The organism is Pseudomonas sp. IT-P12, assembly GCF_949767465.1.
GTDB lineage: Bacteria > Pseudomonadota > Gammaproteobacteria > Pseudomonadales > Pseudomonadaceae > Aquipseudomonas.
The window spans coordinates 335,263-359,395 of the sequence record NZ_CATKPY010000024.1; the positions used below are offsets into that span (position 1 = coordinate 335,263).

A 24,133-nucleotide genomic window follows, 5' to 3' on the forward strand; every position below is an offset into this window, starting at 1 on the left:
TGGCGACCCGTTTGGGTCGCCATTTTTTTTGCACATGCCCGGCCCCTGTAGGAGCAAGCTCGCTCCTGCAGGGGCAGTCAGCGAACGTTGAGGACGATATCCACCCGGGCCAGCCATTCCGCTTCGATCGCGAAGTCGGCCTGGGTCAGCTGGTTGTTGTCCAGCCAGTCTTGCGGGAACACCACTTCCAGGCTGTTGCCGTTGGCGTTCAGTTCCACCTGGGGCATCTGCTGAGTGCCGCGAATGTGGTGGAACAGGATCGCGAAGCGCAGCAGCACGCACAGGCGAATCAGCTTGATGCCTTCGTTGCCGAACTCGGCGAACTTGTCCTTGGGAATGTTGCGACGGTGGCCGCGTACCAGCAGCGCGAGCATTTGCTGGTCTTCACGGGAGAATCCGGCGAGGTCGGAGTGCTCGATCAGGTAGGCGCCATGCTTGTGGTAGTGGTAGTGCGCGATGTCCAGGCCCACTTCATGGACCTTGGCCGCCCAACCGAGCAGTTCGCGCCAGACACCGTCTTCCAGGTCCCAGTCGCTGGCCACCTGATCGAAGGCATGCAAGGCCTTGCGCTCGACCCGGGCGGCCTGCTCCAGGTCGACGTGGTAGCGCTCCATCAGCGAGGTCAGCGTACGCTCGCGCACGTCTTCATGGTGATGGCGACCCAGCAGGTCATACAGCACGCCTTCGCGCAGGGCACCTTCACAGTGGTCCATGCGCTGCAGTTCAAGGGCATCGAAGATGGCTTCGAGAATCGCCAGGCCGGCCGGGAAAATCGCCCGGCGGTCAGGCTTGATGCCTTCGAAGTCGATCTTATCGACGTCGCCCAGCTTGAACAGTTTGCGTTTGAGCCAGGCCAGGCCTTCGGCATTCACCTCGCCGGTGCCGTGGCCGCCGGCCTTCAAGGCCAGGCCGATGGCCCGAATGGTGCCCGAGGAGCCGATCGCTTCATCCCAGGTCAGGCGGTGCAGGGCGTGCTCGATGCTCATGATCTCCAGCCGCGCCGCCGTATATGCCTGGGCGTAGCGGGCCGGGGTGACCTTGCCGTCCTTGAAGTAGCGCTGGGTGAAGCTGACGCAGCCCATCTGCAGGCTTTCGCGCAGCAGCGGTTCAAAGCGCTGGCCAATGATGAATTCGGTACTGCCGCCGCCGATGTCGGCCACCAGGCGCTTGCCCGGGGTGTCGGCGAGGGTGTGGGAGACGCCGAGGTAGATCAGACGGGCTTCTTCACGGCCGGAGATCACTTCCACCGGGTGGCCGAGGATGTCTTCGGCGCGGCGGATGAATTCCGCCCGGTTGCGCGCTTCACGCAGGGCGTTGGTGCCGACGATCCGCACCGCGCCCAACGGCATACCGTTGATCAGTTGGGCAAAACGCTTCAGGCAATCGAGCCCGCGTTGCATGGATTCTTCGCTGAGACGGCGCTCTTCGTCGATGCCGGCCGCCAGTTGAACCTTTTCTCCCAGGCGTTCGAGAATACGGATTTCGCCGTTCTGGGCCTTGGCCACGACCATGTGGAAGCTGTTGGAGCCCAGGTCGATTGCGGCGATCAGGGACAGGTTCTTGGCTTGGGATTGCGGCATGGTCAGGGGGTCTCGGTCGATAACCCTGACATCGTGCCACGATCAAAGGCTGACGCCAACGCACAGTGTTCAAAGCCTTGATCCGGCGCATTGAAAGTTGGCGAGCGCGGGCGGGCTGGCTGGCTCCCGCAGGGTTTGCATGTCGCCACCGATCCTGTGTACGACGCAGAACCACGGTGGGAGCGAGCCTGCTCGCGATGAGGGCATCACAGGCGCAGCAGAACGGTCAGCCTGCCGCTTCGGTGGTGCCGATGAAGTTCGCCAGCTCGGCCGTCCGTGGATGGGCGAACAGCTCTTTGGGATCTCCCACTTCATGCACCTTGCCCTGGTGCATGAACACCAGCTTGTCCCCCACTTCCCGGGCAAAGCGCATTTCATGGGTGACCATGATCAGCGTCATCCCGTCCCTGGCCAGCTGCCGGACCACGCTCAGCACTTCGTTGACCAGCTCCGGGTCCAGGGCGGAAGTGATTTCGTCGCACAGCAACACCTTGGGCGACATCGCCAGGGCCCGGGCGATCGCCACGCGCTGCTGTTGTCCTCCGGACAGGCGATCCGGGAAGGCATCGAATTTCTCCCCCAGCCCGACCCGTCCAAGCATCTCCCGCGCCAGCTCCGCCGCCCGGGCCTTGGACACTTTCTGGACCACCTGCGGCGCGAGCATGACGTTCTCGCCCACCGTCAGGTGCGGGAACAGGTTGAACTGCTGGAACACCATCCCGACTTTCTGGCGCAGGCTGCGCAGGTCGGCGCGGGCGGAGTCGAGGTATTCACCGTCGACCTCGATCACGCCGTCGTTGATCGACTCCAGCCCGTTCAGCGTGCGCAGCAAGGTCGACTTGCCCGAGCCGCTGCGGCCGATGATCGCCACGACCTGGCCTTCCTCGACGCTCAGGTCGATGCCTTTGAGCACATGGTGATCGCCGTAGTATTTATGCAAGGCGGAAATTCTAAGCAGAGGCATGCAGTCTCCTTTCCAGATAGCGCGCACTGAGAGACAGGGGGTAGCAGAGCAGGAAGTAACCGAGGGCGACCAGGCCGTAGACCATGAACGGTTCGAAGGTCGCATTGGCGAGCATGCCGCCGGTCTTGGTCAGTTCGGTAAAGCCGATGATCGAGGTGACGGCGGTGCCTTTGACCACTTGCACCGAGAAGCCCACGGTCGGCGCAATGGCGATGCGCAACGCTTGCGGCAGGATCACGTAGCGCAGTTGCTCCAGCGGGTTGAGCGCCAGGCTCGACGAGGCTTCCCATTGACCGTGCGGGATCGATTCGACGCAACCGCGCCAGATCTCCGCCAGGTAGGCGCTGGTGAACAGCGTCAGGGCAATCGCCGCGGCCATCCACGGCGAAATTTCCACCCCGGCCAGCGCCACGCCGAAGAACACCAGAAACAGCTGCATCAACAGCGGTGTGCCCTGGAACAGTTCGATGTAGGTGCGGGCAAGGCTGCGCGGCAGGGGCTTGCTGGAAATGCGCATGACCATGATCAGCAGGCCGATCAAGCCGCCGCCGACGAACGCTACCAGCGACAGCGCCAGTGTCCATTGCAGCCCCGTGAGCAGGTTGCGCACGATGTCCCAGAAAGTGAAATCGCTCATCGGCAGTTCCTTGCAATGTATCGATGGCCGATCCAGTTCAGCAGCTGGCGTATCAGCAACGCCATGCACAGGTACAGCAACGTGGTCAGGGCATAGGTCTCGAAGGCGCGGAAGTTGCGCGATTGAATGAAGTTGGCGGCGAAGCTCAGCTCTTCGGTGGCGATTTGCGAACAGACCGCCGAGCCGAGCATGACGATGATGATCTGGCTGCTCAACGCCGGCCAGACCTTGGCCAGCGCCGGCAGCAGGATCACATGGCGAAAGGCTTCGAACCGGGTCATCGCCAGCGCGGCGGCGGCTTCCAGTTGCCCACGGGGGATCGCCTGGATCCCGGCGCGGATGATTTCCGTGGAATAGGCGCCGAGGTTGATCACCATCGCCAGGACCGCTGCCTGCCACTCGGAAATCTGCAGGCCCAGGGACGGCAGGCCGAAGAAGATGAAAAACAGCTGCACCAGAAACGGCGTGTTGCGGATCAGCTCGACGTAGACGCCGAAGATCGACGAGAACGGGCGGATGTTCCACGCCCGCACCAGTGCCCCGACGATACCCACGCCGACGCCCAGCACGGCGCCGATGGCGGTCAATTCCAGGGTGAACAACGCTCCGCGCAGCAGCAGGTCGGTGTTTTGCACCACCGGCATGAAATCGAACTGATAGGCCATGTCAACTCTCCCGGGCGTCGATCAGAGATCGGCCGGCAGCGGCTCTTTCAGCCAGGTCTGGGCATTCTTCTCCAGCGCGCCGTCGGTCTTGGCGGTGGCGAGGATCTGATTGACCTTGCCCAGCAGGGCCGGCTCGTTCTTGTTGACGCCGACGTAGACCGGCGAATCCTTGAGCTTCACCTTCAGGGCGGGCACGCGTTTCGGGTTTTTTTCGCTGATCGCGACCATGACCACGTTGCCGCTGGCGATCAGGTCAACCTGGCCGGCCAGGTAGGCGGCGATGGTCGAGTTGTTATCCTCGAAGCGCTTGATGGTCACGCCTTCGGGCGCCACCTTGCTCAGCTCGATGTCTTCGATGGCGCCACGGGTGACGCTGACGGTCTTGCCCTTGAGGTCGTCCAGGCTCTTGATGTCGGCCTCGGGAGGACCGAACACCGCCAGGTAGAAGGGCGCATAGGCGCTGGAGAAATCGATGACCTTCTCGCGCTCGGGGTTCTTGCCGAGGCTGGAGATCACCAGGTCGACCTTGCCGGTGGTCAGGAACGGGATGCGGTTGGTGCTGTTGACCGGCGTGAGTTCAAGTTTGACCTTGAGCTGGTCGGCCAGCAGTTTTGCGGTGTCGATGTCCAGCCCGCGTGGCTTCATGTCCGGACCCACCGAGCCGAACGGCGGGAAGTCCTGGGGCACGGCGACTTTCAGCACGCCGCGCTTGACCACATCTTCCAGGCCGTCGGCGTGGGCGGGTGTCTGGCTCAGCAGCAGGCTAACAAACAGAGAAGCGAGGAGGGCGCTGTAACGCAGGGTCATGGCAAATCTCCGAATCGGCGAGGAAAGCATTCTGCGAATCGACAGAGCACGGGGCATGCCAACATCGGTTCATCGTCGTTCAACAGCACGTGTTTACTGGGATTGATCGGTCTTACTGGTCTGAACAGTTGGGCACTTTTTCGCACCCTCATGGCGCACCGTGGCGCGCGCCCGAACCCCCATGGGGCATGACTTGCCGGGCGTTGCGAATAGCTTTACAACTAGGCGCTCATTCGTCTTTTTCTCTAGAAATAGCCATGAATTCGATTTCCCGAGCGGTGCCCGAAGTGGCGTTGCAAGCCATCCGCAAGTTGATCAGTGAACAGGGTTTCGGGCCGGGTGATGCCTTGCCCTCGCAACGGGACCTGGCCGTGCGCCTGGGGGTCAGTCGGGCGTCGTTGCGCGAGGCCCTGTCGTCGCTGAGCGCACTCGGCGTGATCAGCGTTCAACCCGGCAAAGGCGTGTTCGTGCAGGCGCCGGTGGACTTGCCCGGGGCCGAGGCCGCACCGGGATGGCCGTTTGCGGCCCAGGCGTCGCCCCTGGATATTTTTCAGTTGCGCTATGCCCTCGAAGGTTTCGCCGCCGGGCTGGCGGCCGTGACGTTGAGCATCGATGAGCTGGATGCGCTGCAGGACAACGTGGCCGCCATGCGCAACGAGCTGAAGGCCGGGGATTTCGACGCGGCCGCTCGGCTGGACTTCGAGTTTCACCGGCGAATCCTGCTCGCCAGCGGCAATCAGGCGATGCTGAGCATTCTCAGCGCCAGTGCCGAGCTGTTCCTGGAAAGCCAGAAGCTACCGTTCATCCGGGCGGAGCGCGCCATGGAAACCTGGCAGGAGCACCGTAAAATCCTCCGGGCGCTGGCCAGGCGCTCATCCGGCGCGGCGCAAAAAGCGATGCACGAGCATGTGCGTAACGCCGCCCTGCGCACCGGGATTGCCTTCGTTGCTCCCGCCACGGCTTGACTTGAGCTATACCCAAACTCATGCAGCACCATAGCGAGACTCAATCATCTGCGGCTTCCTGAACGAGGGAAGGGCGGCTATGATGGGCCACGTTTTTTTGCTTACAACCCTGGAGAATTCCATGAGCAGCGATCTTATCAAACACGTTAGCGACGCTAGCTTCGAGGCCGACGTACTCAAGGCCGAAGGCGCTGTACTGGTCGACTACTGGGCTGAATGGTGCGGCCCTTGCAAAATGATCGCTCCGGTTCTGGACGAGATTGCCGAGACGTACAAAGGCAAGCTGACCGTTGCCAAACTGAACATCGACGAAAACCAGGAAACCCCGGCCAAGCACGGCGTGCGTGGTATCCCGACCCTGATGCTGTTCAAGAACGGCAACGTTGAAGCGACCAAGGTCGGCGCGCTGTCGAAGTCGCAACTGGCCGCTTTCCTCGACGCCAACATCTGAGTGTCGGTGTAGAGTGTCCCTGAAAGGCCCCGCATATTGCGGGGCTTTTTCGTTGTAGAGGGCTAGACGCTCCGAAACTCAGGTGGTACATTCGGCCCCGCACTGGTTTCTCCACTGCCCCCTGCTAGCCGTCGCCGACGCACTCCTTTCGAACAAGTACGCGATCCTGTCGCCTTCTCCGCGGCGCGGCCTCATTAAGCCAAAAGCTTAATTTCCCCCCTCCATAAATGATTACGTCATTCCTATATGAATCTGACTGAACTCAAGCAAAAGCCGATTACCGAACTGCTCGAATTGGCCGAACAGATGGGCATAGAAAATATGGCCCGTTCGCGCAAGCAGGACGTGATTTTCTCCCTGCTCAAGAAGCACGCGAAGAGCGGCGAGGAAATCTCCGGTGATGGCGTGCTGGAGATTCTCCAGGACGGCTTCGGCTTCCTGCGCTCCGCTGACTCTTCCTACCTGGCCGGCCCGGACGATATCTATGTCTCGCCAAGCCAGATCCGCCGTTTCAACTTGCGTACCGGTGACACCATCGTTGGCAAGATCCGCCCTCCGAAGGAAGGCGAGCGTTATTTCGCGCTGCTCAAGGTCGATACGATCAACTTCGACCGTCCGGAAAACGCGAAAAACAAGATTCTCTTCGAGAACCTGACCCCGCTGTTCCCGACCGTGCGCATGAAGATGGAAGCCGGTAACGGTTCCACCGAAGACCTGACGGGTCGTGTCATCGACCTGTGCGCCCCGATCGGTAAAGGCCAGCGCGGTCTGATCGTTGCACCGCCGAAAGCGGGCAAGACGATCATGCTGCAGAACATCGCCGCGAACATCGCGCGTAACAACCCTGAAGTTCATCTGATCGTGCTGCTGATCGACGAACGTCCGGAAGAAGTGACCGAAATGCAGCGCACCGTGCGCGGCGAAGTGGTCGCCTCGACGTTCGACGAGCCACCGACCCGTCACGTGCAGGTGGCCGAGATGGTGATCGAGAAGGCCAAGCGCCTGGTCGAGCACAAGAAGGACGTGGTGATCCTGCTCGACTCCATCACCCGTCTGGCACGCGCCTACAACACCGTGATCCCGAGCTCCGGCAAGGTGCTGACCGGTGGTGTCGATGCCCACGCCCTGGAAAAACCGAAGCGTTTCTTCGGGGCCGCGCGGAACATCGAGGAAGGCGGCTCGCTGACCATCATCGCCACCGCACTGGTTGAAACCGGTTCGAAGATGGACGAAGTGATCTACGAGGAATTCAAGGGCACGGGCAACATGGAGCTGCCGCTGGATCGTCGCATCGCTGAAAAACGCGTGTTCCCGGCCATCAACATCAACCGTTCCGGCACCCGCCGCGAAGAGTTGCTGACCGCCGACGACGAGTTGCAGCGCATGTGGATCCTGCGCAAGCTGTTGCACCCGATGGACGAAATCGCCGCGATCGAGTTCCTGGTCGACAAGCTGAAAACGACCAAGACCAACGACGAGTTCTTCCTGTCGATGAAGCGCAAGTAACACGCAGTACGCTTCAACAAAAAGCGCCCCGGACGGGGCGTTTTTTTTGGCTTCTGATATTTTGTATCTGAATTGATAACTTTCGCGATGACACGATGTCATTTGCGAACAAGTTGGTATCGGATACGACAAGGGACGTAATGCACACATTTGGTAATCGCCGCGATATCGACGGCCTGCGGGCACTGGCCGTCATTCCAGTCGTACTCTTTCACTTTGGCTTCAGCACCTTCAGCGGCGGCTTTGTCGGCGTCGATGTGTTCTTTGTCATTTCCGGCTTCCTGATCACCAGCATCCTGTTCCGCGAAATCGGCGCTCAGCGTTTCAGCTTCGTCGATTTCTGGGCCCGGCGTGCGCGGCGCATCATTCCGGCACTCAGTGTGGTGATGCTGGCCACGTTGGCGCTGGGCTGGTTGCTGCTGACGGCCAAGGACTTTTCCGAGTTGGGCAGGACGGTGCGTTATCAGTCACTGTTCATTTCAAACATCCTGTTCATGCGCGAAGACGGCTACTTCGCGCCCGCGTCCGATCTGAAACCGTTGCTGCACACGTGGTCGCTGGCCGTTGAAGAGCAGTACTACATCTTCTTCCCGCTGCTGATGGTGCTGCTGATGCGGCATATCCGGCATTGGCGCTGGGTGCTGTTCGCGGTGCTGTTGATCTCTTTCGGGCTGAACGTCGCCTACATCGAGCGCAAGCCCGACGTGGCGTTCTTTTCGCTGCCCACCCGGGCCTGGGAATTGTTGTGCGGTGCAATGCTAGCGGTGTTGCCCGCGCGCAAACACGCGGTTCGGCCCTGGCTCTACCAGGCCGTGGGCGTGGCGGGGCTGGTGGCGGTTCTGGTGGCAGTGTTCACCTTTGATCGCGAGACGCTGTTCCCCGGCTGGGCGGCCTTGCTGCCGGTGCTCGGCGCCACCGCGCTGATCTGGTCGGGCGGGCAGGGTTCGACCTGGGCCGGCCGGCTGTTGAGCTTGCCGGTTTTCGTCTGGATCGGCTTGCTGTCCTATTCCCTGTATTTGTGGCACTGGCCGATCTATGTCTACGCCAACGCCATTTCCGTCGACGGCATCCAGCCTTGGGAGGCGCTCGGCTGGATGCTGCTGGCGCTGGGCCTGGCCTGGTTGAGCTGGCGTTTCGTCGAACTGCCGTTCCGTGAAAAACAGCTGCTGGGCGGGCGCAAGCCGGTGCTGGTGGCGGGGTTGCTGGCGATGGTCGTTCTCGCGGTGACCGGTTCGGTGGTGCGTTCGGCGGATGGCTTTCCCCAACGCCTCACCGGCAAGGCGCTGGAGTATGCCCAGGCTCGGGAATGGCGGGCCGGGCAGATGAAATGCATGCTGGTGACCAAGGACAAGCAAGCGGACAAGGCCTGCCTGCTGGGCGAAAACCAGGCGGTGCCGGCGACCCAGCTGTTTTGGGGCGACAGCCATGCGGCTGCCTTGCTGCCGGCGATCAAGCAGGGTGCGGCAAAAGAGGGACGCCCGGTGTGGCTGTACAGCATGAGTGCCTGCCCGCCGATCCAGGGCGACGATCCACGCCAGAAATGCAGGGACTTCAACGAACACACCATGGAGCAGGTCCGCCGCCTGGGGATCAAGGATGTGGTGTTGGCGTCCAACTGGAGCCTCTACGTGTACGGCCGCGAGGACGGCGACAGGAAAGTCCTGCTTAACGAACATGACGATACGGCCCAGGCCGAAGCACGCATGGCGGCTGCGCTCAAGGCCCGGGTGGCCTCGATCAGGGCGGCGGGCGCGCAGGTCTGGCTGTTCAAGGAAGTGCCACTGCAACGCAAGGGCGCCGTCAGTCGCCTGACCAGCCTCGCCCGGGTCGGGCGCTCGGCCGAAGGGTTGGGGCGTCCGCTCGAGGAACATCTGGCGCGCCAGCATTTCCTCAGCCATTTGTTCGACTCGATGAGTGCCGCCGACCCTGGCGTGCATGTGATCGATCCGGCGCCGCTGATGTGCGCGGACCAGGTCTGCAGCATCGAGGTGAACGGCCATTCGCAGTACAAGGACGAAGATCACCTGTCGGACGCTGGCAGCGCGCGCTTGAGCCCGTTGTTTGCGCCGCTGCTGATGGGCGCGACGGGCAATTGATGGCGGCAATGCGCTGACAGGCTGCTGTTCGGGCGTCAGAGCAGGTAGGATGTACGCCTATTTTCGGGGTGGCATCGTCAATGAAATTCAAGGATCTTCGGGATTTCGTGCAGCAACTTGAGCAGCGCGGAGAGTTGAAACGCATCCAGATTCCCATCTCTCCTGTGCTGGAGATGACGGAAGTCTGCGACCGCACGCTGCGGGCCAAAGGCCCGGCGTTGCTGTTCGAGAAGCCCACCGGCTACGACATTCCGGTGCTCGGCAACCTGTTTGGCACACCGGAACGGGTCGCCATGGGCATGGGCGCGGAATCGGTCAGCGAGCTGCGCGAGATTGGCAAGCTGCTGGCGTTCCTCAAAGAGCCTGAGCCACCCAAGGGCCTCAAAGACGCCTGGTCGAAGCTGCCGATCTTCCGCAAGATCATTTCGATGGCGCCCAAGGTCGTCAAGGACGCGGTCTGCCAGGAAGTGATCATCGAGGGCGATGACGTCGACCTCGCCATGCTGCCGGTGCAAACCTGCTGGCCCGGCGATGTCGGCCCGCTGATTACCTGGGGGCTGACCGTCACCAAGGGGCCGAACAAGGATCGCCAGAACCTCGGCATCTATCGTCAGCAAGTGATTGGCCGCAACAAGGTCATCATGCGCTGGTTGAGCCATCGCGGCGGCGCGCTGGATTACCGCGAGTGGTGCGAGAAGCACCCTGGCCAGCCGTTCCCGGTGTCCGTGGCGTTGGGGGCCGACCCGGCGACCATTCTCGGCGCGGTGACGCCGGTGCCGGACAGCCTCTCCGAATACGCCTTCGCCGGTTTGCTGCGCGGCAATCGCACCGAGCTGGTGAAATGCCGTGGCAACGACCTGCAGGTGCCGGCCACCGCCGAGATCATCCTCGAAGGCGTGATCCATCCGGGCGAAATGGCCGATGAGGGGCCGTATGGCGACCACACCGGCTATTACAACGAAGTCGACAGCTTTCCGGTGTTCACCGTCGAGCGCATCACTCACCGGATCAAGCCGATCTATCACAGCACCTACACTGGCCGTCCACCGGATGAACCGGCGATTCTCGGCGTGGCCCTGAACGAAGTGTTCGTGCCGATCCTGCAGAAGCAATTCCCGGAGATCACCGACTTCTACCTGCCGCCCGAGGGCTGCTCGTACCGCATGGCCGTCGTGACCATGAAGAAGTCCTATCCCGGTCATGCCAAGCGGGTAATGCTCGGTGTCTGGTCGTTTTTGCGACAGTTCATGTACACCAAGTTCGTTATCGTCACCGACGACGATATCAATGCGCGTGACTGGAACGACGTGATCTGGGCCATCACCACGCGCATGGACCCCAAGCGCGATACGGTGATGATCGACAACACGCCGATCGACTACCTCGACTTTGCTTCGCCGGTGTCCGGCCTGGGCTCGAAAATGGGTCTGGATGCCACCCATAAATGGCCGGGCGAAACCACCCGCGAGTGGGGACGGGTCATCGTCAAGGACGATGCCGTCACCCAACGGATCGATGCCCTCTGGAATCAGTTAGGAATAGATTGATGCGTGTAACCTTGCAGCCCTCCGGAGCGGTGCTAGAGATACTGCCCGGCGAGCGGATTCTCGACGGCGCGCGGCGTCTGGGCTATGACTGCCCGCAGAGTTGCCGCAACGGCAATTGCCACGTGTGCGCCGCTTTGCTGGTGGAAGGACGGGTCGAGCAGGCCGGCGCTGTGCGAGACCATGGCGAGTTCTACACTTGCATAGCAGAGCCGCTGGAAGACTGCATCGTGCTGTGGGATGGCGTGCTTGCGCTGGGAGAGTTGCCGGTGCGCAACTTGTCGTGTCAGGTCATCGAGTGCAGAAACGTCGGCGGCGATACCTGGCGCGTGAGCCTGCGAGCGCCGGCCGGCAAGCCGCCTCGCTATCATGCCGGGCAATACCTGATGATCGAACGTGAAGACGGCGAGAAATCCGCCTTCTCCCTGGCTTCGGCCCCTCATTCAGGACGCGATCTGCAAATACATGTGCTGGCGCGCGAAGGCAGTGCGCGCAGCCTGATCGAGCAGCTTCAACGCAACACGATGGTGCGCATTGAAATGCCGTTCGGCGACACGCACCTGGCGGAGTTGCCCGACGGTCCGTTGGTGCTGATAGCCGCAGGCACCGGTATGGGCCAGATCCACAGCCTGCTCGAACATTGCCGGGCCACGGGTTTCAAGCACCCGGTGCACCTGTATTGGGGGGTTCGTCGTCCCGAAGAGTTTTATGAAATCGAGCATTGGGACGAATGGCTGAAACTGCCCAACCTGTTCCTGCATAAAGTCGTCAGCGATCAATGTGGCTGGGAGGGACGTTGCGGCATGCTGCACCAGGCGGTGTGCGAGGACTTCCCGGACCTGAACGCCTTGCACGTCTACGCCAGCGGCTCGCCGGCCATGGTCTACGGCACCCTGGATGCGTTGGTCGAGGCCGGCATGGACGCCCACCAGATGCGCGCCGACGTGTTTGCCTATGCGCCACGCTCTTGAGCCACGCTCTTGATCCGCGACCACCTGTGGGAGCGAGCCTGCTCGCGATGAGGGCCGATTCCCCGTTGACGTTCTGACGCCCCGCGTTCTCGTCGACAACCCTCGCGAGCAGGAGTCGGATGTCTTCATCCAGAGTCGCGCGGCAGGTTATAACTGCCTATATAGCCGATCGATATTTATAAAATCTTATAAATGTCGGTAGGTTATATCTCATTCAAGTGATTAATTAAGATGTGCACCAAGGCACTTAAATTGCTTGGAAACATATGTGCCTTATTGTTACAGCGGTGCGTTCTATTTAGTAATTCATTATTCGCGGGGAGCTGAACGCTATTCGCCATGAGCGCCATTGAATCTGCTTTTCTGAACCTGGCTTATCCTCCGCGGCTCGACCTGGGGCCGCAGCACACGCACGAACAATTGCTCAGCTCGATGCAGGCGACCATGGCGCGCCACAAGGGCGGGCCGGTCTGGTTGTTTGCCTATGGCTCGCTGATCTGGCGTCCTGAATGCGCGGCGGTTGAACGGGTTCGCGGTCGCGTGCATGGCTACCATCGCGGGTTGTATCTGTGGTCCCACGAGCATCGTGGTACACCGGAAGTCCCGGGGCTGGTGTTTGGCCTGGATCGCGGCGGCTCTTGCAGCGGCTTTGCCTATCGTTTGCCGGAAGACCAGCTCGAAGCGTCGCTCTATGCCTTGTGGCAGCGTGAAATGCCATTCCCGTCCTATCGGCCACATTGGCTCAACTGCCGTCTCGAAGACGGCAGCCAGGTTCAGGCGTTGGGATTTGTACTGGAGCGACACCTGCCCAGCTATGCCGGCAACCTGCCGGATCACGTGCTGAGCCATGTGTTCGAAAACGCTTGCGGGCGCTACGGCACGACTCGCGATTATGTCGAGCAGACCGCCAGCGCCCTGCGTAGCCACGCCATGCCAGACCGGAATCTGGAGGCGCGGCTCAAGCGTTGCAGATCAAAGGTTGATCAGGCGGTTGCTTCGCGGGCCTGACTGGCAGCCTGCTTGTGCCACAGAGTGGGCGCCAGGAAGGCCATCGCCAGCAGGCAGGCACCGATCAGCAGGACAAAACCGCCGTCCCAGCCGAAATGGTCCACGGTGTAACCCATGGCTGCACTGGCCGCGACCGAACCCCCCAGGTATCCGAACAGGCCGGTGAAACCTGCGGCGGTACCGGCTGCCTTCTTCGGTGCCAATTCCAGCGCCTGCAGGCCGATCAGCATCACCGGGCCATAGATCAGGAAGCCAATCGAAACCAGGGCGATCATGTCGACGGTCGGGTTGCCGGCCGGGTTGAGCCAGTAGACCAGTGTCGCCACGGTAACCAGGGCCATGAACACCATGCCGGTCAGGCCACGGTTGCCACGGAAGATCTTGTCCGACATCCAGCCGCACAGCAGCGTGCCCGGGATACCCGCCCACTCGTAGAAGAAATACGCCCACGAGGACTTGTCCACGGTGAAACCCTTGGCTTCCTTGAGGTAGGTCGGGGCCCAGTCCAGCACGCCGTAGCGCAGCAGGTAGACGAAGACGTTGGCCAGGGCGATGTACCAGAGCATCTTGTTGCGCAGCACGTATTTGACGAAGATTTCCTTCGCGCTGAATTCCTTCTCGTGGCTGGCGTCGTAGCCTTCCGGGTAATCGTTCTTGTACTTCTCGATCGGTGGCAGACCGACCGATTGCGGGGTATCGCGCATCACCACGAAAGCAAACACGGCAACCGCCAGGGCCACGGCCGCCGGCACGTAGAACGCCGCGTGCCAGTCATTGAACAGGCCCATGCCCAGCAGGAACAGCGGGCCGATCAGGCCGCCGCCGACGTTGTGCGCCACGTTCCACAGCGACACCACGCCGCCGCGTTCCTTCTGCGACCACCAGTGCACCATGGTCCGGCCACTCGGCGGCCAACCCATGCCCTGGGCCCAGCCGTTGATGAACAGCAGGACGAACATGATGGTGACACTGGAGGTGGCCCAGTGGGCGAAGCCGAAGATGAACATCACGGCGGCCGATACGAGCAGGCCGAAGGGCAGGAAGTAACGCGGGTTGGAGCGGTCGGAGACGATGCCCATGAGGAACTTGGACAGGCCATAGGCGATGGCAATCGCCGACAGTGCCACGCCCAGCTCGCCGCGGGTGTAACCCTCTTCGATCAGGTAGGGCATGGCCAGGGAAAAGTTTTTGCGCAGCAGGTAGTAACCCGCGTAGCCGATGAAGATACCGGCGAATATCTGCCAGCGAAGGCGTCGGTAGGTGCTGTCTATTTTTTCTTCAGGCATCGGAGCCTGATGTGCGGCGGGGCGAAAGAAAGCAAACATTCCAGAGCTCCAGATTTCTTGTTTTGACTGCGGATGCGAATGTTACAGTTTCGTTACCGAAAATAGCACCTGTTGGCATGACCAGATAGCGGAAAATGTTCGGGATCGCACATTCCTTTACGAACATGTCGCTTCGGTGCACTTGGGGGCGCTGTGGGAATTTTTACTTCGCGAGCATTGATGACGCAGCCACAGGCGGAGTAGGGCAGGTCTTTGCGAAACGTCCTGCAATCGAACAGGAAGCTGTCACGTTATGTGAAAAACCATCGGGTCTTAACCTTTTCGCACTGGCCGGATCTGGCTATGGGACGCGAGGGAGTGAGGTTATGCGGTGGTTTGTGGCGGCGGTTTTATGGGGTGTGTGCGGGGTTGTGAGCGCGGGGGAGGTGTTCCTGATTCCGGCGGATAATCCCAAGCCGGTGTATCCGAGGCCGACCTATCGGGCGGGTATTGAAGGTGAGGTTCGGGTCAGCCTGTTCGTGAATGCTGATGGCATCGTCAGCCAGGTCACCGCTCCAAAGGACGCCCAACCCGAACTGGCCGAGGCTGCATTGACTGCGGTGAGGCAATGGCGATACGAGCCGTGGGCAGTCAGCGCCGAACGCCCGGCGCGGATCGAGGTGATCGCGCCGATGATCTTCAGGCTGGATGACACTCCGCCGGTTCATGCCAACCAACCCTTGAAGAAGGTCCGATGTGCGGACCTGAGTCGTATGGCAAGCCGTTACATGGAGTACTTCTGGATCGACCTGCCGATGTTCAACTGGACCCGAAGCTACTTGACCCACTCCATCTCACCGTCGCAATTGTCGGATGAGAAGCGCCTGGAGTTGATCGCCAAACTCAACAGGGATGTGCCCAGCATCATCTGGCGGTGTAATACACAGCCATCGAGCCGCGCCGTGCGATTTTTTCCGAAGGAGGTTCGGGAGTTACTTTAAACGAAGACGAGGGCGCGGCCACATAGGTCGCGCTCTTTGATCTGGTGCCGACTATTCGGGTTTGAAACCGGGTTTGCCGTTCGCTTGGCGCCATTCTTTTATATGCTTCAATATTCCAGAAGGAGAATTTTCAATGTTTTCTTCTGGATAAAACAAAATATCGGTTCCATTCGGATGCTCGGAAGCGTCGACAATTTTATGAACAAGAATATCCAGCTCTTCCTCGGTAGAGTATTCGCCCTGAAATAATTTGGTTATCAGCTCGAGGTATTCGGATTCTGTGTATTGGTCGTAGCTTTTACTTACATTCATAATGGGTTACCGGTATTTTTTGAGTGCTCTTCAATGTGAGCTTTTGGGGTCATTATGACCATGTTATCAATATTGTAAACTTCCCCGCCCCTGCTAATTGGAGTAACGTGATGTATTTCCAGCTTTTCACGCCCTCCCACGTGTTCTTGACTCGGTGCATAGGGAGAGTAACCCTTTTTTGCGATTGATTTGTTTAATGGGTTGAGCTGTTCGCTTAGCTTCGAATCATTTGATATGGCACGCCAGAGGTGTTCTCTGAACTCATCAAAGTTTCTGAAATTTTGGCCACGTAACTGATCGGCAATCTGCGACGGGATTGCTGCACCTCCTGTAAGTGCATTTCCTAACCAGCTACCTTCTGCGGGTTGTCCCTTGCCGGTCGCGGTACCGGGCTCATAGCGAGGGCCAGTTCGGCTCGCCATGATGTAAACAGGGTCGATTCCGGACTCTTTCGGGAACCACAGAACGTAATCGTCGGTTGCATCATCATCGTGTGCCGCGTGCTCATCCATCCGACCCTCCACCGGAGTGACCCTTGAGCCTGGATAAATCTTGATGTCAGGCCGCTCAACGGGCAGCTCGGTCGAGCCCAAGGCGTCATGTCCCGGCGCGCTGTTGGGTGTCCAGGTCAGTGTTCTTGGGGAGTGCCCTTCCGTGGTGAAGGTGTAGAGGTTGGTCGAAGGGTCGAGTTTGGTCTCTCGAACCCTGACCTTTTCGGACAGAGAGTTTCCGGTCGGGGATAGGTAGAGCTGGGTGTGTTCGCCTATCAGTTTCGAGGTAACGCGAAGCGGCAAACTGACGGAGTCCGAAGCACGCAGATCTGATTCGTTCGTGACTCCGCCAGTAAGGTGTGACAGCGGCATGCTCAACACCACAGGGGTGCGTTGAAGCTCGCCATTTCCGAGCGAGGGCGAATAAAGCTCCGCCGCGAACAGCCCAGCCAATCGGCTGATCGCCTTTGCTGCAATCTCAATCTTCCTTGGATCCAGATCACTCCAGGAAGTTGTAAACACATCGTACCCTTCAATGACCCCATCAGCGCTAATAGACAAAAGCTTAACGTTCGCCGAGGCACCGCTGGCTGTCGTCAGGCTCTTGGCTTTCAGGTTTGACTCGGATCTCTCCCGCTCCACTTGCAACGTTGCGGCTTCTCGAGCTTGTGCTTCTGCTTGCTGCGCTGCGGCTTCGCGGGCTTGAGCCTCGGCTTGTCGTGCCAGTTCTTCGCGAGCAAGAGCTTGCGTGTATGCCGTATGAAGCTGATTGGACCGGTCGGTCAGAAGACGTATAGATTCCGTATCAAGTTTTACTGAGTAACCGGCTAAATAGGAGGTTATCCAGTGTTTGTTGGTAGAACCCGGGCTTCGATCCTGTCTCATGTGGCGATTGAAATGAACTATGTATTCACCTTCTGATTTGGTATGCGGGTCGCTGCCGTAGAAAGAGTTGGCCTCTCGCATATGTTTTTGCAGCGATCCATTTTTTTGATGGATAAGCTGATTGATGATTGACTGATCTTTTTGTAACGTTCCTGAGTCGCTGTTTGTTTCGGCATAAATATTCTGTACGCCGTTATTCGACATTTCTGCTTGTATCTGTGCGGGCAGTTCGGCTGTTTTTCTTTGATACTCATACTCCATGGCAGTGCGAGCACTTAGGGCGCTTCTAGCGACCTTCGATGACATTTGAAAAATTTTATTCGGGTCTTTTCCGTATCCGCCGCCATTGAAGCCTGGCAAAAATATTGGCGGTTCAAAAGCGTTAACTTCGCTTACATCGAGGTACACTGTGTCGCCGGGTTTTTTCCATTCTTGATTACTCATACAGTTACTCCTTGTGTCTGTATGGCATCAAGTTATCTGAAGTTGCCTTGAAGATAGTGGTAGATATTTATCGCGCAATAAATAATCTGGCCAAAATTTATCAACAAATAAAAAAGCCAGGGCAACTCCACCTGTTGCCCTGGCCTTCATCACATCAACCGCGCCTCAACGCACCTGCACCACCACTTTCCCCACCGCCTTGCGCTGGCCCAGATCATTGATCGCCTGCGCCGTATCGCTCAGCGGGTAGACCTGCGACACCAGCGGCTTAAGCTTGCCTTCGGCGTACCAGGCAAACAGCTGCTGGAAGTTGGCGGCGTTGTCCTGGGGCTGGCGCTGGGCGAAGGAGCCCCAGAACACGCCGACCACCGCCGCGCCTTTGAGCAGGGCGAGGTTCACCGGCAGTTCCGGGATGCGGCCGCTGGCGAAACCGACCACCAGCAACCGGCCGTTCCAGGCGATGGCGCGGACGGCCTGGTCGAACAGGTCGCCGCCGACCGGGTCGTAGATGACGTCCGCGCCCTGGCCGTCGGTCAGGCGCTTGATCTCGTCCTTGAGGCTGGTTTCGCTGTAGTTGATCAGCTCATCGGCCCCGGCGGCCTTGGCGATCGCGAGTTTCTCGGCGCTGCTGGCCGCCGCGATCACCCGTGCACCCATGGCTTTACCGATTTCCACGGCGGCCAGGCCGACGCCACCGGACGCGCCCAGCACCAGCAGGGTTTCACCAGGTTGCAGGTTGCCCCGTTGCTTGAGGGCGTGCATCGAGGTGCCGTAGGTCATGCTGAAACCGGCGGCGGTGTTGAAATCCATGGCCGGGGGGATCGGCAGCACGTTGTAGCCGGGCACTGCCACCTGCTCGGCGAAGCTGCCCCAACCGGTCAGGGCCATGACCCGGTCGCCGATTTTCAGATGGCTGATCTTTTCCCCCACGGCGCTGACCACGCCGGCCGCTTCGCCGCCGGGGGAAAACGGGAAGGGCGGCTTGAACTGGTATTTGCCCTCGATGATCAGCGTGTCCGGGAAATTGACTGCGGCGGCATGCACGTCCAGCAGGATTTCATTCTTTTTCGCGACGGGGCTGGCGACGTCTTCCAGCACCAGCGATTCGGCAGGGCCGAAGGCTTTGCACAGCACGGCTTTCATCAGGGCTATTCCTTTGGGAGTGATGGCCGATAAGTGTAGGTGTGAGCGTCGACGGGTCAACGAGCATGCCCCGCCCTGATAGTCAGCCATAAGCTTGTACTTGCGCGGCGGGTCGTTATGCTAGGCCGCAAACCGGATAAGGAGCGAATTGTGAAAGCGTGGATCATGTTGTTGCTGGCCCTGTCTCTGCCTGTGGCAGCCGTGGCTGAAGAAGCGAAAGAAGGCGAGGCGCCGAAGGTCAATTACATCACCCTGAGCCCGCCGTTCGTGGGTAACTATGGTCTCGATGGTTCGCCGAAACTCAAGGTCTACAAGGCGGATGTGGCGTTACGGGTGTCTGGCGAAGAATCGACCAAGCTGGTCAAGGCCAACGAACCGTTCATCCGCAATCAGCTGGTGGCGCTGTTTGCCCAGCAGACCACCGAGACGATGAACAACCTCGAAGCCAAGGAGAAGCTGCGTCAGGAAGCCTTGAAACTGACCCAGCAGATCATGAACGACGAAACCGGCAAGCCGGTGGTCGAGGATCTGTTGTTCAACAACCTGATCATCCAGTAAGAACAAGGCTCTCGGCTGAGGGCTGCGGTTCAGGAGGCCAGGCTCTTGCGAAAGCGCATCAGCGCAATCGCGAAGAACAGCAGGCCGATGGCCGTGAGCGCGAGCAGATCCGGCCAGACCACGTTGAGCCCGGCATCGCGAAACAGAATGGCGGCGGCCAGGCTGACGAAGTGGGTCGATGGCGAGCCCTGCATGACCCATTGCAGCCACTGCGGCATGCTGTCCAGCGGAGTGCTGCCGCCGGACAGCAGCAACATGGGGATGATCACCGGAATCGCCAGCAGGCCAAACTGGGGCGTCGATCGCGCCAGGGTGGCGAGGAAAATCCCCAGGGCGGTACTGGCGAACAGATAAACCGCCGTCACCAGCAGGAACAGCGGCAGGGAGCCGGCCAACGGCACGCCCAGCGCACCCTTGACGACGACTTCCAGCGACAGCCAGGTGCACAGCACCACGACCAGCATGTTGCTCCAGATTTTCGCCAGCATGATTTCCAGCGCCGTCAGCGGCAGCACCAGCAAGTGGTCGAGCGTGCCGTGTTCGCGTTCTCGCAGCAGCGCGGTGCCGGTCAGGATGATGGCGAGGATGGTGATGTTGTTGACGATCTGGATCACCGCCAGAAACCAGCCACCCTCCAGGTTGGTGTTGAACAGCGCCCGCGTGGTCAGCAGCACCGGTGCCTTGCTGGTCGCATCGCTCTGGCCTGAATGGTTCAGCAGCTCGCGCTGGAAAATCCGCCCGATGTAACCCGCGCCCATGAACGCCTGGCTCATGGCGGTGGCGTCGACATTGACCTGCACTGCGGGTTGGCGACCGGCCATAAGGTCGGCCTGAAAGTTTGCCGGTACATTGATGACAAAAGTGTACTGGCCGCTGTCCATCACCTGATCCAGTTGCCCGTAGGGCAGGGCGACCGGGTGCTGGAACTCTGGTGGCTGCAGCGCCTGCGCCAATTGCCTCGACAGCTGGCTGTGGTCTTCGTCCACCATGGCCACGCTGGCGTTGTGCACGCCAATCACCGACCCTGCCGCCGGCATGTAGATCGCCACGGTGAAGGCGTAGAACAGAAACAGCAGCAGGACGCCGTCATGGCGCAGGCTGGTCAGTTCCTTGAGGCCCAGGCGCAGGATGTGAGCGAGCTTGTGCATCAGGCCTCCTGCTTTTTCAGCATGACCAGGCTGAGCCCGGTGAACCCGAGGAAAAATCCGAACAGGGCCAGGCATTGCGGCCATAGCTGGCGCAGGTCCAGGGCTTTGGTGAACGTGCCGACGGCGATGTCGAGAAAATGCCCCGCCGGGAACAGCATGCCCATCACGGAGGCGGCTCCCTCCAGAGACGAGCGCGGCACGATCAGTCCTGAAAACTGGATGGTCGGCAGGCTGGTGATGATCATGGTGCCCAGGATGGCTGCAATCTGCGTTCGCGTGAACGCCGAGATCAACAGGCCCATGCTGGTCGTCGCCAACACGTAAAGCAGGCCACCGAAGGTCAGGGTCAGGAAGCTGCCCTTGAAAGGCACGCCGAACAGCCAGCGGTTCATGGCCACCAGCACCGCGAGGTTGACCAGGCTGATGATCAGGTACGGCGTCTGTTTACCCAGCAGGAATTCCAGGCGGGTCAGCGGCGTGGCGTAGAAGTTGGTGATCGAGCCCAGTTCCTTTTCCCGGACGATGCCGAGCGCCGTCAGCATCGCCGGGATGAAGGCCAGGATCAGGGCCATGACCCCGGGGCCGATCGCGTTGACGCTGACCACATCCTGGTTGTAGCGAAAGCGGGTTTCCAGCCTGGCGGCGGCTGGCCGGTTCAACGCAGGGCTGCTTTGTTCGGCCAATTGTTCAAGGTTGGCCTGGTGCACGGCCTCGACGTAGTTGCGGCTGGTCTCGGCGCGAAACGGCATGCCGCCATCGAGCCAGGCCGCGACCACCGGCTGGCGTCCGGCGTACAGGTCCCGGCCGAAACCCGGCGGGATCTCCAGGGCCAGTTTGATTTCCGAGCGTTGCAGGCGTCGATGCAGCTCGTCGGCATCGCGAGCGGGCGGCTGTTCGTCGAAGTAGCGTGAGCCGCGAAAGGCTTCCAGGTACGCGCGACTCTGAGGTGTCTGGTCCTGGTCGTAGACGGCAAAGGCCAGCTTTTCCACATCCAGAGAAATGCCATAGCCGAAGATCACCATCATGAAGATGGCACCGAGCAGGGCAAACGCCATCCGCACCTTGTCGCGCAGCAGTTCCTTGCCTTCACGGCTGGCGACCGCCAACAGGCGACCCAGACTGAAGCTGCGCTCCTTCACGGGCTGGGTCGGCATGGCAGGCGAGCGTTCGGGCTCGGCGGGGCCGGGTGTTTCTGCGGTGTTCTGTGCCTGCTCCAGGCAGGTGACGAAGGCCGCTTCCAGGGTTGCGCCCCCGAATTGCTGTTGCAGCGCTGCCGGCGTATCGCAGGCCAGCACCTTGCCCGCATGCATCAGCGAAATGCGGTCGCAGCGCTGCGCTTCGTTCATGAAATGCGTGGAGAGGAAAATCGTCACGCCCTGCTCGCGGGACAGTTCGATCAACAGTCGCCAGAAGTCGTCCCGTGCCGCCGGGTCGACGCCGGAAGTCGGCTCATCGAGGATCAGCACCTCCGGGCGATGCAGCACCGCCACCGCCAACGACAGCCGCTGGCGCAACCCCAGGGGCAGCGCCCCGGATGGCTGGTCGGCGACGCCGGCGAGGTTGAAGCGCTGGATCAACTCGTCGATGCGTTGCGCGCTTTCGGTTTTCGGCAGATCGAACAGTCGGGCATGCAATGCCAGGTTCTGCCGCACGCTGAGTTCGCCATACAGCGAGAAATTTTGCGACATGAAGCCGACCCGCTTGCGCGTGGCCAGGTCCTTGGCGTTCACCGGATTGCCCAGCAGTGTGGCGCTGCCCTCACTGGCGGGCATCAAGCCGGTGAGGACCTTCATGGTGGTGGTCTTGCCGCAGCCGTTGGAGCCGAGAAAGCCGAATATCTCGCCACGACCGATGGCAAAGCTGACCTTGTTCACCGCCGTGAAGTCGCCGAAGCGCAGTGTCAGGTCGTGGGCTTCGATGGCGATATCGGTGGCGGTGCCGCTCAGCGGCGGGATCACCAGCGGCTGATGGTCGTGACTGCCGTCGCCCTGGAAGTGGGTAAAGGCCTCGTCGAGTTTGCCGCTGGGGGTGACGGCGGCCAGTTCCCGGCTCAGGCCGGCGGCAATCAGTTTGCCGTTGTCGAGCATCAGGCAGTGCTCGAATTGCTCGGCCTCTTCCATATAGGCGGTGGCGACCAGCAGCGTCAGTTGTGGGCGCTGGCGCCGCACATCTTCGACCAGCTCCCAGAAATGCAGGCGCGACAGCGGGTCGACGCCGGTGGTCGGCTCATCGAGGATCAGCAGGTCCGGCTCATGGATCAACGCGCAACACAGCCCCAGTTTCTGTTTCATGCCACCGGACAGCTTGCCGGCCGGCCGGTCGGCAAACCGCAGCAGGTCGGTGGCCAGCAACAGGTTGTGCATGCGCTGATCGCATTCGGTTTTCGACAGGCCGAACAGGGTGGCGAAAAAGTGGATGTTCTCGCTGATCGACAACTCGGGATAAAGGTTGCCGCCCAGGCCTTGGGGCATGAAGGCGATGCGGGCGTAGAGCGTCGTGCGATGGCGGCGGTCCTGGATTGAGCCGCCGAGCACTTCCAGCTGGCCCTGCTGGAGCCGCTTCACCCCGGCGATCAACCCCAGCAGGCTCGATTTGCCCGCCCCATCCGGTCCGATCAGTCCGCAGCGGGTGCCGGCGGGCAGGTCGAACGCGATAGCACCCAGTGCCGTTTGTTTGCCGTACTCGTGATGGATGGCATTCGCTCGAACCGCGAGGCCGGTCATTGCAGGTTGACCGGCCATTCAACAGGGGCCGTGCGCACATAACCGGCACCGGGCATGCCGGGCTTGGCCTGGGGCAGGGCGCTCGGATCGGTCAGGCGCAACTTGACGCGGAACACCAGCTTCTGTCGCTCGTCACGTGTCTCGACTTCCTTGGGGGTGAACTGCGACTTGGCGGCCACGAAGGTGATTTTGGCCGGCAGCGGGTGGTCGGGCAGGGCGTCGAGCACAATCCGCGCCTCATCGCCCACCGCCAGGCGCCCGGTCACGGAGGCCGGCAGGTAGAGGTTCATATACTGATCGCTCGGGTCGATCAACAGCAGCACGCGTCCACCGGCGCCCAACACTTCACCGGGCTCGGCCATGCGCAGCTGGATGATGCCGTCGATGGGGGCGCGCAAGCTGCTGTCGTCGATTTCGCTGGTCAACTGCGCGACTTGCGCCTGCGCCGCGCCAATGGCGGCTTCGACGGCGGACACCTGGGCGCGAGCGGCGGCGACAGCGGCGTTGCCGGTGCCGATGCGGGCTTGCTGTTGATCGATGATCTGGCCGCTCACGTAGCCATGCTTGAACAGCGCCTGGGAACGGTTGAGCTCCTGCTGGGCCAGCAGTTGCTCGCTCAGGCGTAATTGCACGTTGGCCTGTGCGGCGGAGAGGTTTTCCCGCGCGCGCAACACTTCGGCTTCGGCCTGGTTGCGCTGGGCTTCAAGGGTGCGGGTGTCCATGCGGGCCAGCAGTTGCCCCTTGCTGACCTTGTCGCCTTCATCGACGAGGACCTCGGCCAGTCGCCCCGGCGTCTTGCTGGCGATCTGCACCTCGGTGGCCTCCAGGCGACCGTTCCCGACATACAGGCCTTCGGGCAAACGGTCATGCATCGATTTCCAGTAACCAAAACCACCGGCCGCCAGTAGCAGAACCACCAGGGCGCTGGCGAAAAAGATCGAAGAGCGGTTGTGCGTAGACATGCGGGCA

Annotated in this window: 21 protein-coding genes; 9 read left to right on the forward strand and 12 right to left on the reverse strand. The window is 60.8% G+C overall.

Annotated elements, in window-relative coordinates; genetic code table 11:
* Positions 1–77: 77 nt before the first annotated feature.
* From ppx to ACM6IM_RS22480, 5 genes are all read right to left on the reverse strand, one after another.
* Positions 78–1,580: an exopolyphosphatase gene (gene ppx / locus ACM6IM_RS22460; protein ID WP_414866339.1), complete on the reverse strand. Its 1,503-nt coding sequence runs from the start codon at positions 1,578–1,580 to the stop codon at positions 78–80.
* A gap of 226 nt (positions 1,581–1,806) precedes the next feature.
* Entirely contained in the window at positions 1,807–2,544 is a 738-nt protein-coding gene (locus ACM6IM_RS22465) for an amino acid ABC transporter ATP-binding protein (RefSeq protein ID WP_414866340.1), read from the reverse strand.
* Complete coding sequence (locus ACM6IM_RS22470; protein WP_192307053.1) at positions 2,531–3,181, reverse strand: amino acid ABC transporter permease; 651 nt, start codon at positions 3,179–3,181, stop codon at positions 2,531–2,533. Before ACM6IM_RS22470 ends, ACM6IM_RS22465 begins: the two co-directional genes overlap by 14 nt.
* Positions 3,178–3,846, reverse strand: coding sequence for an amino acid ABC transporter permease (locus tag ACM6IM_RS22475; RefSeq protein ID WP_414866341.1), 669 nt, complete (start codon positions 3,844–3,846; stop codon positions 3,178–3,180). Before ACM6IM_RS22475 ends, ACM6IM_RS22470 begins: the two co-directional genes overlap by 4 nt.
* 21 nt (positions 3,847–3,867) lie before the next feature.
* Complete coding sequence (locus ACM6IM_RS22480; protein ID WP_414866342.1) at positions 3,868–4,653, reverse strand: transporter substrate-binding domain-containing protein; 786 nt, start codon at positions 4,651–4,653, stop codon at positions 3,868–3,870.
* Positions 4,654–4,910: 257 nt separating this feature from the next.
* Between ACM6IM_RS22480 and ACM6IM_RS22485 the strand changes: the two genes are divergently transcribed.
* The 7 genes from ACM6IM_RS22485 to ACM6IM_RS22515 all read left to right on the forward strand — a co-directional run bounded on the left by ACM6IM_RS22485 (position 4,911) and on the right by ACM6IM_RS22515 (position 13,194).
* Positions 4,911–5,618 (forward strand): FadR/GntR family transcriptional regulator, encoded by a 708-nt coding sequence (locus ACM6IM_RS22485; protein WP_192307050.1) that lies wholly within the window; start codon positions 4,911–4,913, stop codon positions 5,616–5,618.
* Positions 5,619–5,739: 121 nt separating this feature from the next.
* Positions 5,740–6,069, forward strand: a complete 330-nt coding sequence (gene trxA / locus ACM6IM_RS22490) for a thioredoxin TrxA (protein ID WP_003206727.1) — start codon at positions 5,740–5,742, stop codon at positions 6,067–6,069.
* Between the two features lie 246 nt (positions 6,070–6,315).
* Complete coding sequence (gene rho / locus ACM6IM_RS22495; protein ID WP_192307049.1) at positions 6,316–7,575, forward strand: transcription termination factor Rho; 1,260 nt, start codon at positions 6,316–6,318, stop codon at positions 7,573–7,575.
* A gap of 140 nt (positions 7,576–7,715) precedes the next feature.
* On the forward strand, positions 7,716–9,671 hold the full coding sequence (locus ACM6IM_RS22500) for an acyltransferase family protein (protein ID WP_414866343.1): 1,956 nt from the start codon (positions 7,716–7,718) through the stop codon (positions 9,669–9,671).
* Positions 9,672–9,751: 80 nt separating this feature from the next.
* Entirely contained in the window at positions 9,752–11,218 is a 1,467-nt protein-coding gene (gene ubiD / locus ACM6IM_RS22505) for a 4-hydroxy-3-polyprenylbenzoate decarboxylase (RefSeq protein ID WP_192307047.1), read from the forward strand.
* Positions 11,218–12,186, forward strand: coding sequence for a CDP-6-deoxy-delta-3,4-glucoseen reductase (locus tag ACM6IM_RS22510; protein WP_201191511.1), 969 nt, complete (start codon positions 11,218–11,220; stop codon positions 12,184–12,186). Before ubiD ends, ACM6IM_RS22510 begins: the two co-directional genes overlap by 1 nt.
* Before the next feature lie 339 nt (positions 12,187–12,525).
* Positions 12,526–13,194 carry a gamma-glutamylcyclotransferase gene (locus ACM6IM_RS22515; RefSeq protein WP_414866344.1) on the forward strand — a complete coding sequence of 223 codons (669 nt, stop codon included), beginning with the start codon at positions 12,526–12,528 and terminating at the stop codon, positions 13,192–13,194.
* Here the strand turns inward: ACM6IM_RS22515 and glpT are convergent.
* Positions 13,170–14,519 (reverse strand): glycerol-3-phosphate transporter, encoded by a 1,350-nt coding sequence (gene glpT / locus ACM6IM_RS22520; protein WP_201191514.1) that lies wholly within the window; start codon positions 14,517–14,519, stop codon positions 13,170–13,172. The genes ACM6IM_RS22515 and glpT overlap by 25 nt on opposite strands.
* A 326-nt stretch (positions 14,520–14,845) precedes the next feature.
* Between glpT and ACM6IM_RS22525 the strand changes: the two genes are divergently transcribed.
* Positions 14,846–15,460 carry an energy transducer TonB gene (locus ACM6IM_RS22525; protein WP_414866345.1) on the forward strand — a complete coding sequence of 205 codons (615 nt, stop codon included), beginning with the start codon at positions 14,846–14,848 and terminating at the stop codon, positions 15,458–15,460.
* Positions 15,461–15,511: 51 nt separating this feature from the next.
* Here ACM6IM_RS22525 and ACM6IM_RS22530 read toward each other — a convergent pair whose 3' ends face one another.
* From ACM6IM_RS22530 to ACM6IM_RS22540, 3 genes are all read right to left on the reverse strand, one after another.
* Complete coding sequence (locus ACM6IM_RS22530) at positions 15,512–15,772, reverse strand: bacteriocin immunity protein (RefSeq protein WP_414866346.1); 261 nt, start codon at positions 15,770–15,772, stop codon at positions 15,512–15,514.
* Entirely contained in the window at positions 15,769–17,592 is a 1,824-nt protein-coding gene (locus ACM6IM_RS22535; RefSeq protein ID WP_414866347.1) for an S-type pyocin domain-containing protein, read from the reverse strand. Before ACM6IM_RS22535 ends, ACM6IM_RS22530 begins: the two co-directional genes overlap by 4 nt.
* 165 nt (positions 17,593–17,757) lie before the next feature.
* Positions 17,758–18,735, reverse strand: a complete 978-nt coding sequence (locus ACM6IM_RS22540; RefSeq protein ID WP_414866348.1) for an NADPH:quinone oxidoreductase family protein — start codon at positions 18,733–18,735, stop codon at positions 17,758–17,760.
* Between the two features lie 150 nt (positions 18,736–18,885).
* Here ACM6IM_RS22540 and ACM6IM_RS22545 point away from each other — a divergent pair, with 150 nt between their 5' ends.
* Complete coding sequence (locus ACM6IM_RS22545; RefSeq protein ID WP_192307042.1) at positions 18,886–19,293, forward strand: flagellar basal body-associated protein FliL; 408 nt, start codon at positions 18,886–18,888, stop codon at positions 19,291–19,293.
* Positions 19,294–19,322: 29 nt separating this feature from the next.
* On the opposite strand, the gene ACM6IM_RS22550 is transcribed toward ACM6IM_RS22545, so the two are convergent.
* Genes ACM6IM_RS22550 through ACM6IM_RS22560 form a run of 3 tightly spaced genes read right to left on the reverse strand, consistent with a single transcriptional unit; the run spans position 19,323 to position 24,126 of the window.
* Positions 19,323–20,441 carry an ABC transporter permease gene (locus ACM6IM_RS22550; protein WP_414866349.1) on the reverse strand — a complete coding sequence of 373 codons (1,119 nt, stop codon included), beginning with the start codon at positions 20,439–20,441 and terminating at the stop codon, positions 19,323–19,325.
* The gene (rbbA, locus tag ACM6IM_RS22555; RefSeq protein WP_414866434.1) at positions 20,441–23,164 is read right to left on the reverse strand and encodes a ribosome-associated ATPase/putative transporter RbbA; all 2,724 of its coding nucleotides are present in this window, start codon (positions 23,162–23,164) and stop codon (positions 20,441–20,443) included. The genes ACM6IM_RS22550 and rbbA overlap by 1 nt, the downstream gene beginning before the upstream one ends.
* Entirely contained in the window at positions 23,161–24,126 is a 966-nt protein-coding gene (locus tag ACM6IM_RS22560) for an HlyD family secretion protein (RefSeq protein WP_192307040.1), read from the reverse strand. Before ACM6IM_RS22560 ends, rbbA begins: the two co-directional genes overlap by 4 nt.
* Between the last annotated feature and the right edge of the window lie 7 nt (positions 24,127–24,133).

Coding starts and splice junctions, on each gene's coding strand:
- ppx (WP_414866339.1), bottom strand. CDS start 1,580: ATGCCGCAATCCCAAGCCAAGAACCTGTCCCTGATCGCCGCAATCGAC.
- ACM6IM_RS22465 (WP_414866340.1), bottom strand. CDS start 2,544: ATGCCTCTGCTTAGAATTTCCGCCTTGCATAAATACTACGGCGATCAC.
- ACM6IM_RS22470 (WP_192307053.1), bottom strand. CDS start 3,181: ATGAGCGATTTCACTTTCTGGGACATCGTGCGCAACCTGCTCACGGGG.
- ACM6IM_RS22475 (WP_414866341.1), bottom strand. CDS start 3,846: ATGGCCTATCAGTTCGATTTCATGCCGGTGGTGCAAAACACCGACCTG.
- ACM6IM_RS22480 (WP_414866342.1), bottom strand. CDS start 4,653: ATGACCCTGCGTTACAGCGCCCTCCTCGCTTCTCTGTTTGTTAGCCTG.
- ACM6IM_RS22485 (WP_192307050.1), top strand. CDS start 4,911: ATGAATTCGATTTCCCGAGCGGTGCCCGAAGTGGCGTTGCAAGCCATC.
- trxA (WP_003206727.1), top strand. CDS start 5,740: ATGAGCAGCGATCTTATCAAACACGTTAGCGACGCTAGCTTCGAGGCC.
- rho (WP_192307049.1), top strand. CDS start 6,316: ATGAATCTGACTGAACTCAAGCAAAAGCCGATTACCGAACTGCTCGAA.
- ACM6IM_RS22500 (WP_414866343.1), top strand. CDS start 7,716: ATGCACACATTTGGTAATCGCCGCGATATCGACGGCCTGCGGGCACTG.
- ubiD (WP_192307047.1), top strand. CDS start 9,752: ATGAAATTCAAGGATCTTCGGGATTTCGTGCAGCAACTTGAGCAGCGC.
- ACM6IM_RS22510 (WP_201191511.1), top strand. CDS start 11,218: ATGCGTGTAACCTTGCAGCCCTCCGGAGCGGTGCTAGAGATACTGCCC.
- ACM6IM_RS22515 (WP_414866344.1), top strand. CDS start 12,526: ATGAGCGCCATTGAATCTGCTTTTCTGAACCTGGCTTATCCTCCGCGG.
- glpT (WP_201191514.1), bottom strand. CDS start 14,519: ATGTTTGCTTTCTTTCGCCCCGCCGCACATCAGGCTCCGATGCCTGAA.
- ACM6IM_RS22525 (WP_414866345.1), top strand. CDS start 14,846: ATGCGGTGGTTTGTGGCGGCGGTTTTATGGGGTGTGTGCGGGGTTGTG.
- ACM6IM_RS22530 (WP_414866346.1), bottom strand. CDS start 15,772: ATGAATGTAAGTAAAAGCTACGACCAATACACAGAATCCGAATACCTC.
- ACM6IM_RS22535 (WP_414866347.1), bottom strand. CDS start 17,592: ATGAGTAATCAAGAATGGAAAAAACCCGGCGACACAGTGTACCTCGAT.
- ACM6IM_RS22540 (WP_414866348.1), bottom strand. CDS start 18,735: ATGAAAGCCGTGCTGTGCAAAGCCTTCGGCCCTGCCGAATCGCTGGTG.
- ACM6IM_RS22550 (WP_414866349.1), bottom strand. CDS start 20,441: ATGCACAAGCTCGCTCACATCCTGCGCCTGGGCCTCAAGGAACTGACC.
- rbbA (WP_414866434.1), bottom strand. CDS start 23,164: ATGACCGGCCTCGCGGTTCGAGCGAATGCCATCCATCACGAGTACGGC.
- ACM6IM_RS22560 (WP_192307040.1), bottom strand. CDS start 24,126: ATGTCTACGCACAACCGCTCTTCGATCTTTTTCGCCAGCGCCCTGGTG.